This window comes from Microbacterium sp. Leaf203, from assembly GCF_001421275.1.
GTDB lineage: Bacteria > Actinomycetota > Actinomycetes > Actinomycetales > Microbacteriaceae > Microbacterium > Microbacterium testaceum_A.
The window spans coordinates 1820825-1832117 of the sequence record NZ_LMKF01000022.1 but is presented as its reverse complement, the minus strand read 5'-3'; the positions used below and the strand labels follow the sequence as shown (position 1 = coordinate 1832117).

The window sequence follows — 11293 nt, the reverse complement described above, 5'->3', positions numbered from 1 at the left end:
GGTCCGCCACTTGAGACGATGCGGGGCCTCTCGGCCTCTCCGCTCTCCCCTGTGGGGCGAACAAGTAATAAGTTACGCGGGAACGACCGACCCGTCGAATCCGGGCACATCTCGGGCGTGTCGCTCGATCGCAGGCGCGAAATCCTGCGGAAACGTCGACGGCCCGGCGCGACCTTCGAGGTCGCCCGGGCCGAGGGACGGGAACGATATGGCGGTCAGGCGACGAGTGTCCATGTCGACGGCGAGGTGATGGCATCCGTGTGTCCCCCGGTGAACTCGATCCCGCCGAAGAACATCGCTCCGATGACCAGAGCGAAGACGAACGCGATCGACAGGAACAGCACGGCCACGCCGGCGAGGGTGATCAGAAGTGGAAGTCGAGAAGCCATGTTCTCATCCTGCCCTGCTCCCCCACCTGCCCACCAGGGCTTGCGCCCGGGAACGACCGAAGGCCGGCACCTCCGAGGAGGTACCGGCCTTCGATGCAGGACGGATCAGCGACCGGAGAGCTTCTCGCGAAGCGCAGCCAGCGACTCGTCGTCAGCGAGGGTGCCCTGGGCGGGCGTCTCGGACGAGAACGATCCACCGAACGAACCAGCGTCCGTCGGGTTGGCGGCCTCGGCCTCGAGGGCCTTGGCGACGGCAGCCTTGTGGGCTTCCCAGCGACCCTGAGCAGCGGCGTACTCCTGCTCCCAGGCCTCGCGCTGAGTGTCGAAGCCCTCGAGCCACGCACCCGACTCGGGGTCGAAGCCCTCGGGGTACTTGTACTCGCCACGCTCGTCGTACTCGGTGGCCATGCCGTACAGCGCCGGGTCGAACTCGGTGCCGTTGGGGTCGACCGACTCGTTGGCCTGCTTGAGCGACAGCGAGATGCGGCGACGCTCGAGGTCGATGTCGATGATCTTGACGAAGACCTCTTCGCCGACCGACACGACCTGCTCGGCGAGCTCGACGTGCTTACCCGAAAGCTCGGAGATGTGCACGAGGCCCTCGATGCCGTCGGCGACGCGGACGAACGCACCGAAGGGAACGAGCTTGGTGACCTTGCCCGGAGCGATCTGACCGATCGCGTGGGTACGGGCGAACACCTGCCACGGGTCTTCCTGCGTCGCCTTGAGCGAGAGCGACACGCGCTCGCGATCGAGGTCGACCTCGAGGATCTCGACGGTGACCTCCTGGCCCACCTCGACGACCTCGGAGGCGTGCTCGATGTGCTTCCAGGAGAGCTCGGAGACGTGGACGAGACCGTCGACGCCACCCAGGTCGACGAACGCACCGAAGTTGACGATCGACGAGACCGTACCCTTGCGGACCTGGCCCTTGTGGAGGTTGTTGAGGAACGTGGTGCGCGACTCGGACTGCGTCTGCTCGAGCAGGGCGCGGCGCGAGAGCACGACGTTGTTGCGGTTCTTGTCGAGCTCGAGGATCTTGGCCTCGATCTCCTGGCCGAGGTACGGCGTCAGGTCGCGGACACGGCGCAGCTCGATGAGCGAGGCCGGGAGGAAGCCGCGGAGGCCGATGTCGACGATGAGACCACCCTTGACGACCTCGATCACGGAACCGGTGACAACACCGTCGTTCTCCTTGATCTTCTCGACGTCGCCCCACGCACGCTCGTACTGAGCGCGCTTCTTGGACAGGATGAGGCGGCCTTCCTTGTCCTCCTTCTGGAGAACGAGGGCCTCGACGTGGTCGCCGACGTTGACGACCTCGTTGGGGTCGACGTCGTGCTTGATCGAGAGCTCGCGGGAGGGGATGACACCCTCGGTCTTGTAACCGACGTCGAGGAGGACCTCGTCGCGGTCGATCTTCACCACGGTGCCTTCGATGAGGTCGCCGTCGTTGAAGAACTTGAGCGTCTTCTCGACCGCGGCCAGGAAGTCTTCGGCCGAGCCGATGTCGTTGATCGCGACCTGCTTGGTAGCCGGGGCGGTCGTTGCGGTAGTCATGTAGTGGGTTGTCCTAGTTGGGTGTGGTGTCGGGCTCCGACTCCTGTACCCGTCGGTCCGAGACCGGGGGCCGTCGGGCTGGGGCCGCCCGAGGGCGAACTCCAACCACGAGTCGAAGCGAAGCGGATTGTTTATGCGATGCCACGGGCTCGCCAGACAGGCAGAGCCCAGGTGTGACACCTCAGTCTAACGCACCAGGCCTCCCGCGCAGTCCGGGTGTCGCGCATCCCGCGCTCGGGCCGTCACACGCTGACGCCGGCCACGCGGGGCGAACGGAGACAGAGGGCCGGGCAGGGCGATTGCGCGTGGGCGCGATTCGCCTCGGATCGGCCGTTTTACTCCGGCGTTCTGAGGCGGTCCGCCCAGGTGGCGTCCAGAAACACGTGCCAGGCTCCCCGTCTTGTGCCCGCTGACGCGGGTCGGACGGTGACACCCGCACCGTCCTCCCCTCACGTGAAACCGGTTCTATGCGCTCTGACTCGACGTCCTTTTCCAATCGTCGTGACCGCCGCCTCGCCGCCCGCCGCACTCGTCGTCGCCCCGTGACGACAGTGGGAGCGCTCGTGCTCGGCGTGGTCGCGGCCGCGGCTCTCACCGGCACCGCGCCGGCCGCCACCGCCTCCCCCGCCGACCTGTCGACCGCGACGTTCTCGCTCGCCTCCTCGATCACTCCCACGGTGCTCGCAGCCACCCCCGGCCCCGAGAAGACCGAGGCCCGCGCGGCGGAGACCGCTGCGTCGACCTCGATCCAGGCCGTCGCCACCGTGCAGAGCGACATCGCGGCATCCGGTCTCGACATCGGCCAGCCCGCCACGGTCGACACGACCGCGCTGCAGCAGGCCACCGACCGCCTCGAGGCGGCCTCGGTGCTGCCCGAGACGTTCCTCCCCGCGCTCTCGCACGACGTCGCCGCGGCCACCGCCGCGGTCGACCAGCGCGTGGCCGAGTTGCGCGGCGGTCTCGACGCCGCCGTGGCCAAGAAGGCGGAAGAAGAGGCGGCCGAGAAGGCGCGCCAGGAAGCGGAGGCTGCTGCCGCGGCGAAGGCCGCCGCCGACAAGGCCGCCGCCGACAAGCAGGCCTCGTCGTCGTCGTCCTCGTCCAACTCCGGCGGTGGTGGGTCTTCGGCCCCCATTCCGACCGGAGGCGGTTCGGGAGACAACAGCCCCGCCGGCGCCCAGGCTGCCGCGCGCGACATGCTCGCCAGCCGCGGCTGGGGCGACGACCAGATGTCGTGCCTCGTGTCGCTGTGGAACAAGGAGTCGGGCTGGAACTACAAGGCCTACAACTCCGGCAGCGGCGCCTACGGCATCCCGCAGGCCCTCCCCGGCAGCAAGATGTCCTCCGCCGGTGCCGACTGGCAGACCAACGCCGCCACTCAGGTGTCGTGGGGCCTCGGGTACATCTCGGGCCGCTACGGCACGCCGTGCGGCGCGTGGGGCCACTCGCAGTCGACCGGCTGGTATTGAGCCCTCAGCTCCATCGCATCATCGAGCGCGCCGCTCCGGAGAACCCTCCGGAGCGGCGCGCTTCTGCGAGCAGCGGGAGGTTCTCGGGTCCGTTGAGCTCGTGCAGGACGGCCGGACCCACGTGCACCTGCCACGCGCCGTGGAAGCGGAGGGCGTCCGCCCGACGACGACCGATCTCGGAAGGCACGGCAAGGAACTGCCGGGATCGGGAGCGTCCCGCGCGCTCGAGGACGGCGCGCACCCACCACGGCCCTCCGCCGCGGTCGACCTCCAGCACGAAACGCGGTGTCCGGATCGCGCCGCACAGCTCCTCCAGCGCGATCCCGAAGGACTTCTGATCAATGAGGCTCGCGTGCGCCATCGTGATCTCGGCGCGGGTGGCGTCGGCATCCCTCCGCTCTCCCTCCCATACCGCAACGGCGAGCGGGGACCGGACGCGCCCACTCTCGGACAGCGCCGTCCACACCACACGCGCCATGTTCCGCAGCGTCGCCGCGGCATCCCGAGCCTGCCGACGCGTGCGACGCCACGCCGAAAACAGGGGAACGGCCATGACGGCACCGATCAGGGCGCTGACTCCCCCCACCGCGACTCCCGCGACCGGGGGCAGGAAGAACGACAGCGCGATCAGCGCGGCCGGCGCTCCCGCCGATACTCCGAGCCACCCGCCGAGGGCACGCTCGGCCGTCACCGACGTCGAGAAGACCGGCGTGCGGGCCGGGCGCTCGACCACCGCGGAGAGCTCCTCGCGGTCGTCGTACGGGGAGCCGATGCGCCAGGCGGATCGCGTCTCGTCCCGCGGCGGAGCCGAGGTCAGCGCGTCGACACGCTGCAGCGACGCGCCGGGGGTCTTCTCGAGCATCTCGTCGAGCGCGCGACGACGGTCGCGCCCCAGCGCCGCGGGCAGCCCGCGGACGATGCGCTCGGGATGGTCGGCGTCGAGTCCCCACAGGCCGGCGTGCTTGCGACGGAGGCGAGCGGCATCCGGTTGCGCGTCGAGGGACGAGTCGGGCGGCAGCAGCGCCGAGACCGTCCAGTTGTGGGCGACCTTCTCGGGCCAGCTCGGATCGCGCCGCAGCGTACGGCCCCGCAACTGCTGCGTCGCCGACGCCGTCGCCACCGCGGTGAGATCGATCAGGGTGTTCACCGCCGGGCAGTCCCACCCTTCGCCGAAGAGACCGCGCGTGCCCACGACCACCTCGAGCGAGCCGTCGGCGAGCAGCCGGGAGACGGCGCCGACCACCCCCGACCCCGTGGTCCCCCGCACCTCGAGGACGGCCACGTCGTCGGGGCAGGGCTCCCCCGTCACCGGGACGCCGAGCTCGCGCGAGAGCGCCGGAAGCAGCTTCTCCGCGTGACGGACGGCGACGCGCACCGTCGAGGAGGTGACGAGGATCGCGCGCAGCGCCGAGGTAGCGGCATCCGTCGCCACGATCGAGAACGTGCGGACGGCGCCGGCCGAGCCCAGGAGTCCCCCGTGGACGTTGCCGTGGGTGACGTAATCGGTCACGACGAGGGCGCGGAGGCGGTCGCCGAGCTCGTCGCGCTCGCGGGCGAGGATGTCGCACGCTCCCCTGTCCTTCGAGAGGGAGGACGCGAGGACCGTGTCGATCGGATCGCGGGTGCGACGCACCCCGCGGTCGGTCAGGGCGAAGCCGAAATCGGCGAGCAGGCGACGCAGCCGGCGCCACTCGTCGGCGCGCGCGGGGTCGGGGAGCACCCGGTCCAGGGCGTATCGACCCAGCAGGCGCAGCGTCTCTTCTGTGGTGGGCGCCCGTCGCGCCACGGCGGGAAGACGAGCGGTGAGCGGGTCGTCGGGCGCGACGACGGAGAACATCGCCGCGGCGGCCTCGGCACCGGCGAAGTCGACGGCGAACGCCGCCGAGAGAGCGGCATCGACGGCGGCGTCGGGGGCGGGCGACTCTGCGGCGGGTGGCGGGGGCACGATCCCCGGACGCGCGACCGCACTGCTCCCCGCGGAAGCGACCGGGGCCGGGGGCGAGGCGCCCTCGGCGGGCGGTTCGAGGGGGTCCGCGGGGGCGGAAGGGGCCGACGACTGGAGCACCGCGCGCAGGAACGCTCTTCCGGCGCCCACCGCGAACGTCGTCCGCAGCGCCTCCGCGAGGGCTTCGGCGTGCGCGGAGAGGAACGCCCGCTCCTCGCCGGTCGGTTCGACCACGTGGACGAGGTCGCGGTACGGCGCGAGGTCACCCTCGCGCACGACCGCCGGCACGGGAACCTCGAGATCGACCTCGCCCAGCAGAGAGACGTAGTTCTCATACTCGTTCGCGTCATCGGGCGAGGGAAGAGTGGCCGTGAGCCCGATCACGAGCGGCTCCCGACCCCCCGCGCGCAACCGCGCGACGAGCGCGGCGACCACGAGCGCCCAGTGGTCGAGGAGGTGATGGCACTCGTCGAGGACGATGGTCTCGACCCCTGCCTCGACCAGGCGCTCCAGCAGCTCGCGCGATCGCGGGTGCAGAGCGGCCGTGAGAGCGGCGGCATCCTGTCTCGCCAGAGTGCGTCGAAGAGCGCGGGACCGAGAGCGGATGCCACGGCCGTACGCCGCAGCATTGCTCTCGTTGAGCGCGTCGAGCCATCCCTCGGCCTGGTCGGGGGTGCGATCGTCGGCGATCAGCTCGTCGACCCAGCGGGCGCGCGCCAGGGCCGCGAAGGGCTCGCGGGAGTCGACCACGCTGATCGCCTGGTACGTCAGGGCCGTGAGGTCGGCGGGGAGATCGGGGTCGTCCGACACGGCGGCGTCGTCGTGCGCCAGCGCCCGGGCAGCGCCCACCCACTGCGCGCGGATCGCCGTCGTGGGCGCGAAGACCACCGTGCGGCGCCCCCGGCGCGCGGCGAGGAGGAGCCCAAGCAGAGTCTTTCCGGCACCGGGCGGGGCGACGAGATGCAGGGGCTCCCCCGCGTCGACGTCGACACGGTCGAGCGCGGCGCGCTGGTAGGCCCGGAGCGTTCCGTCGAATCGCCACGCCGACAGGGGAAGGCGTGATTCGGTCGACACCGCGCCAGTCTAGGGAGGGGCCCCCGGCGGGCAGGCGGACCGACACCCGCCGGAGAGGACGACGCGTGGACCTTCGATGGCTCGACGCCCCCGACGAGGACGTACGGCGGGAGCTGCCGACCGTACCGGAGCACGAACCGCCGCCGTGGGTGCCGACCCGCAGACGCCTGCTCGTGCGGCTGAACGCCGTGATCCAGGTCTGGACCCTCTTCATCGTGGTGTTCAACACCGGACTCGACGTCGACATCCGGGGCGACGGGACGCTCCAGGCCGACGACGTCCGCACCCTGGTCATCACCCTGGTTGTCGCCATCGTCTGGACCGCCGCGAGCATCGCGCTGTGGCGATGGTCGCGGAAGGCCTCGACGCCCGTCCGGCTCCGCCGCGCTCGCCGCGCTCTCACCGCGCGGGCGAACGAGTTCCGCGCGGAAGCGTGGTGGCGGGACTCCTTCACAGCCATCGTCACCGCTCACTCCGCCGGCGTGCGCGAATACCCGCGCTTCGTGGGCGAAGGGATCGAGTTCGGGATGGTTCGACTGCGGATGCCGCGCACGCGTCCGCGCTCCTACGTCTGCGTCTCGCTGGCATCCCCTCTCCCCCACCTGGTCCTCGACGCCGTCGAGAACGACGGGGTGCGCTCGGGACTGCCCGAGAACCTCGCCGAACGACAGCGGATCTCGCTGGAGGGCGACTTCGACCGGATCTTCCGCGCCTACGCTCCACGCGGATACGCCCGCGACGCGCTCTACGTCCTCACCCCCGATGTCATGGCGGTCCTCGCCGATCACGCCCGCGCATTCGACGTCGAGATCATCGAGGATCGCGCGGTGTTCTTCCGGGCCGAGCGGCGGCGGTGGGACGACCCGGCGCTGTGGCAGGAGGTGGACGCGATCCTCACCCACGTCGTGCCGCGGCTGCGACAACGGTCGCTGCGATACACGGACGAGAGGGTCGCGGGCCAGGTCGCGGTCGAGATCGCGGGGAGTCTCGCAAGCGGTTCGTCGGGGGTCACGGCGTGGCGCCCGGACGCGCCCGTGGTGGGCCCGGGAGGGCGACAGCTCCGCTCGTGGACGCCCCGCCACGGGTGGTGGGCGAACCTGCGCGTGGTCTCGTCGTTCATGGTCGGAACGGCGGTCTACGGCATCCCGGTGTTCTTGGGCGTCGTCACGCTTCTGGGCATGTTCGACGGGCGCTGAGCCGGGCGGCAGCCTTCACCGTCCCACGCGGCGCCGACGCCGTCAGGCGCCGTTGCGTCGAGCGACCCACCCCGCCAGCAAGGCGTGCGAAAGCGGCGCGATCGAGACGACCATGAGAATCGTGCCCAGTACCGCCTGCTCGGCCTGCAGCAACACCCCTCCGATGAGCAGGCCCGTGAACAGCACCGACGAGACCACCCGGCGCACCATGCGCTCGAGATCGCGCATGCGCCGCTCGATGCGCGGGGTCTGGACCGAGACCGAGCCATCTTCGAAGCGCGAGATGAGGTTGTCGGCACGGCGCGGGAGGCGCGCGGTCACGGCGGCGACCGCTCCGACCTCGCGGACGAAGGCCTGCGCGGTGTTGCCGCTCTCTTCGCGGATGAGGCGCTGCGCGTAGGGCTCGACCGCGTCCCAGATGTTGAAAGCGGGATCGAGCGCGCTGCACATGCCGCTCGTGAGCGACATCGCGCGCACGATCAGCAGGAAGTTCTCGGGCAGCTGGAACGGCAGCGACCGCACGACGTCGCCGAACTCGATCGCGAACGCGCGGAACTCGCGCGGGTCGACCTCTTGCAGCTCGGCGAAGCCCATCCCGCCGAAGCGGGAGAACAGGCCCGTCATCGCGCGCTCCAACTGCACGGTGTCGGCCGAGGGCAGCAGCACGCCGACATCGCGGATGCCGTCGACCAGGCCCTTTCCGTCACGCGAGGCCGCCGCGATGAGCACGCGGCGCAGCCCCCGGCGCAAGCTCGGCGGGACCTCGCCCATCATGCCGAAGTCGATGAAGGTGAAGCGCCACGCCGGGGTGCCGGCGTCGGTCGTGCCGCCGAGCGGCGTGACGAAGACGTTTCCGGGGTGCGGGTCGGCGTGGAAGAAGCCGTCGTCGAACAGCTGGTCGAACATCACCCGCGCGAAGCGGGCGGCGACCTCGGCCGGATCGATGCCGGCCGCGCGGAGGGCGTCGACGTCGTTGATCTTGATCGCCGTGACGTCTTGGAGGGTGAGCACGCGGCGGGTGGTGCGCTCCCACACGACCTCGGGCACGGCCACTCCGCCGGGCCCGCCGAAGTCGGCCGAGAAGCGCTCGGAGTTGGCGGCCTCGTGCAGGTAGTCGATCTCTTCGAGGCTCGTGACGGCGAACTCCTCGACGAGTGAGGGCATGTCGACGCGATCGCGGACCAGGGCGACCTTGCTGAGCCACACGCCGATCTTGCGGAGGGCGCGCAGGTCGACGTCGACGATGCGGTCGATGCCCGGGCGCTGGATCTTCAGCACGACGGCGCTCAGGCCGGTCTCGGCGGCCAGATCCTCCGTCAGCACGGCGCGGTGCGCCTGACCCAGCGAAGCCGCCGCGAGGGGGCGCTCGTCGACGCTCGCGAAGGCGCGCTCCAACGGCATCCCGAGCTCTTCTTCTGCCCGGGCGCGCATCTGCACGAACGGGACCGCGGGCACCTCGTCCTGCAGGCCCTCGAGCTGCTTCGTGATCGACGGGGGCAGGACGTCGAGACGCGACGACATGAACTGCCCGACCTTGATCATGAGACCGCCGAGGTCGACAGCGAGCACATGGAAACGCTGGGCGATGCGCTCGAGCCGCCGGGTGCGGCCCCGGGCGGAGATCCACCCGAGACCGAACCGCGGCAGGAACAGCTCGAACCACCAGGCCTGCACCAGATAGCGCGCCGCGAAGCGCGTGATCCGCCGGTAGCGGGCCTTCATAAGGGCGTCGTCGGTCATCGATTCTCCTGGATGCCGACGGGCGGAATGCCCCCGTCGAGCGGGCGTGACCTCAACCCTGGGCGAGGATGGAGTAGAGCTTACGGCGAGCCTCGTCGAGGATCTCGACCGCCTGCGCGACCTGATCCTTGTCGCCCGTGCGACCGACCTGGGCCGCCGCCTGGGCGAGTTCGATACCCGCCTTGGGCAGCGCGGTCATGCGACCGCCGTCGCGCGAACCGGCCGCCTCCCAGGGGGCCGTGCGTTCGGTGGTCTCGTCGCCGGCCGCAGCGCGGCCCTCGGCAGTGAGCGAGTAGGTCTTGCGGCCGTTCGACTCCTCGGCCTGCACGAGGCCCTCGTCGGTCAGCAGCTGCAGCGTGGGGTAGACCGAGCCGGGGCTCGGCTTCCACGAGCCGCCGCTGCGGTCCTCGATCTCGCGGATGATCTGGTAGCCGTGCATCGGCTGCTCGAGCAGGAGCGAGAGGACGGCCGAACGCACGTCGCCCTTGTTCATGCGCGGCGTCGAGGCGGTCTTCTGCTCGAACTGCGTGCGCAGCTGCTCGAGACCCTCGAGGATGTTGGACATCGGCCAGCCGGGGGTGTTGTTGCCACCGCGTCCGCCGAACGCGTCTTCCAGGAATGAACCACTCATGACGACCTCCTTCGCGCGGACCCGATCTGAGTCAGCGATACATAACGATATATCGCTGAAGAGGGGTGGAGGCTGGGAATCGACCCGCGATCCTTCGACGTCGAGCAGACCCGCGGCGCCCGTCGGGGACCCGAGACGCCCCGACGCGGATCAGTACCAGTTCATCGCCTGGGAGTGACCCCATGCGCTGCACGGGGTGCCGTAGCCGCGGGAGATGTAGTCGAGGCCCCACGCGATCTGAGTGGCCGCGTTGGTCTGCCAGTCGGCGCCGAAGCTCGCCATCTTGCTTCCGGGCAGGGCCTGCGGGATGCCGGTCGCCCCACCGTCGTTGTTGTAGGCCTGGTAATTCCAGCCCGACTCCTTGTTCCACAGCGACGACAGGCACGAGAACTGGTCGCTCCCCCAGCCGTACTTCTCGGCCATGAGCTGCGAGGCGTACGCGCGCGCGCCCTCGGGCGTGTTGACCCGGGCGAGAGCGGCGGCGGCATCGGCCTGACGCTGCGCCTCGGCGGCCGCTGCGGCCTCGGCCTGACGCTGCGCCTCGGCGGCGGCGTCGGCGGCGGCCTTGTCAGCCTTCGCCTTGTCGAGGCTGCCCTTGACCTCCGCCACGCGGGCGCTGACGCGGTCGGTCTCGCTCTGGGCGTTCTGACTCAGGGCGGGGACGAGCAGCACCGGGAGCAGGTCGCGGGAGGTGAGGCGGTCGACGGCGTCTTGGAGCGCGCCCGTGTCGATCGACGCGTCGCCGATCGAGAGCGGGAGCCCGGTCGCGGCGACATCGGCCTGGACGGCGGTCGCGTTCGAGAGAGCCGTCTGCGCCCCGTCGAGGGCGGCGGCGGCACCGGTGCTCACGGCGTCGAGGGTCGGCGCCGTGGACACGGGCACCGAGGTGCCGGGGGCGGAGAAGGAGGATGCCGAGGCGTCGGGCAACGAGACGGGGGACGCCATCGCCAGACCGGTCGTGGCGACCATGCCGAACGCGAGGCCGGCGCAGGTGGCCGCCGTGACGAGGGTGCGTCGGGCGCGGTTGACGTGGGTGAGTTTGATGTCGGAACGCAGCAAGAGAGATCTTTCGTCGGGGGCGCGCTCGTCGGGATCGAGCACGGTGTCGCGCCGTCGGGTCGGCACGGGCCCCGAGTGTGGGTGCTGGTTCTGGGCGTTATCTTTTCGTTACCTGGAAGACCGGTGAGAGCAGACGATTCGGTGACGCGCGCTCGCGAGGGGTCGCGCGACGAATTCCGCTTCCCGCCGTCAGCAGAAGAAAAACTCGCCTCATCGGGCCTTTTGCCGACGCA

8 protein-coding genes are annotated in these 11293 nt (G+C 70.7%); 2 read left to right on the top strand and 6 right to left on the bottom strand.

Going from position 1 to position 11293, the window contains the following annotated elements:
• Nucleotides 1-215: 215 nt before the first annotated feature.
• Both ASE56_RS16930 and rpsA read right to left on the bottom strand, forming a co-directional pair.
• A complete protein-coding gene (locus ASE56_RS16930) occupies nucleotides 216-389 on the bottom strand; it encodes a hypothetical protein (protein WP_156371644.1) in 174 nt (57 codons plus the stop codon).
• A gap of 105 nt (nucleotides 390-494) precedes the next feature.
• Complete coding sequence (rpsA, locus tag ASE56_RS09870) at nucleotides 495-1949, bottom strand: 30S ribosomal protein S1 (RefSeq protein WP_056227982.1); 1455 nt, start codon at nucleotides 1947-1949, stop codon at nucleotides 495-497.
• A gap of 542 nt (nucleotides 1950-2491) precedes the next feature.
• On the opposite strand from rpsA, the gene ASE56_RS09865 reads away from it, so the two are divergent.
• Entirely contained in the window at nucleotides 2492-3415 is a 924-nt protein-coding gene (locus ASE56_RS09865; RefSeq protein ID WP_056227979.1) for a lytic transglycosylase domain-containing protein, read from the top strand.
• Nucleotides 3416-3419: 4 nt separating this feature from the next.
• Here the strand turns inward: ASE56_RS09865 and ASE56_RS17510 are convergent, their stop codons facing one another.
• Nucleotides 3420-6434, bottom strand: a complete 3015-nt coding sequence (locus ASE56_RS17510) for a DEAD/DEAH box helicase family protein (protein WP_056227976.1) — start codon at nucleotides 6432-6434, stop codon at nucleotides 3420-3422.
• Between the two features lie 65 nt (nucleotides 6435-6499).
• On the opposite strand from ASE56_RS17510, the gene ASE56_RS09855 reads away from it, so the two are divergent.
• Nucleotides 6500-7630 carry a hypothetical protein gene (locus ASE56_RS09855; RefSeq protein WP_056227973.1) on the top strand — a complete coding sequence of 377 codons (1131 nt, stop codon included), beginning with the start codon at nucleotides 6500-6502 and terminating at the stop codon, nucleotides 7628-7630.
• A gap of 42 nt (nucleotides 7631-7672) precedes the next feature.
• Here the strand turns inward: ASE56_RS09855 and ASE56_RS09850 are convergent, their stop codons facing one another.
• From ASE56_RS09850 to ASE56_RS09840, 3 genes are all read right to left on the bottom strand, one after another.
• Nucleotides 7673-9370, bottom strand: a complete 1698-nt coding sequence (locus ASE56_RS09850; RefSeq protein WP_056227971.1) for an AarF/ABC1/UbiB kinase family protein — start codon at nucleotides 9368-9370, stop codon at nucleotides 7673-7675.
• 52 nt (nucleotides 9371-9422) lie between these two features.
• Nucleotides 9423-10001, bottom strand: coding sequence for a PadR family transcriptional regulator (locus tag ASE56_RS09845; RefSeq protein ID WP_056227968.1), 579 nt, complete (start codon nucleotides 9999-10001; stop codon nucleotides 9423-9425).
• Nucleotides 10002-10151: 150 nt separating this feature from the next.
• The gene (locus ASE56_RS09840; protein ID WP_235556961.1) at nucleotides 10152-11126 is read right to left on the bottom strand and encodes a phospholipase; all 975 of its coding nucleotides are present in this window, start codon (nucleotides 11124-11126) and stop codon (nucleotides 10152-10154) included.
• Nucleotides 11127-11293 lie beyond the last annotated feature (167 nt).

What these genes read in the sequence shown, in the direction of transcription:
- ASE56_RS09845 (WP_056227968.1), bottom strand. Translation starts at nt 10,001, where the DNA reads ATGAGTGGTTCATTCCTGGAAGACGCGTTCGGCGGACGCGGTGGCAAC.
- rpsA (WP_056227982.1), bottom strand. Translation starts at nt 1,949, where the DNA reads ATGACTACCGCAACGACCGCCCCGGCTACCAAGCAGGTCGCGATCAAC.
- ASE56_RS09850 (WP_056227971.1), bottom strand. Translation starts at nt 9,370, where the DNA reads ATGACCGACGACGCCCTTATGAAGGCCCGCTACCGGCGGATCACGCGC.
- ASE56_RS16930 (WP_156371644.1), bottom strand. Translation starts at nt 389, where the DNA reads ATGGCTTCTCGACTTCCACTTCTGATCACCCTCGCCGGCGTGGCCGTG.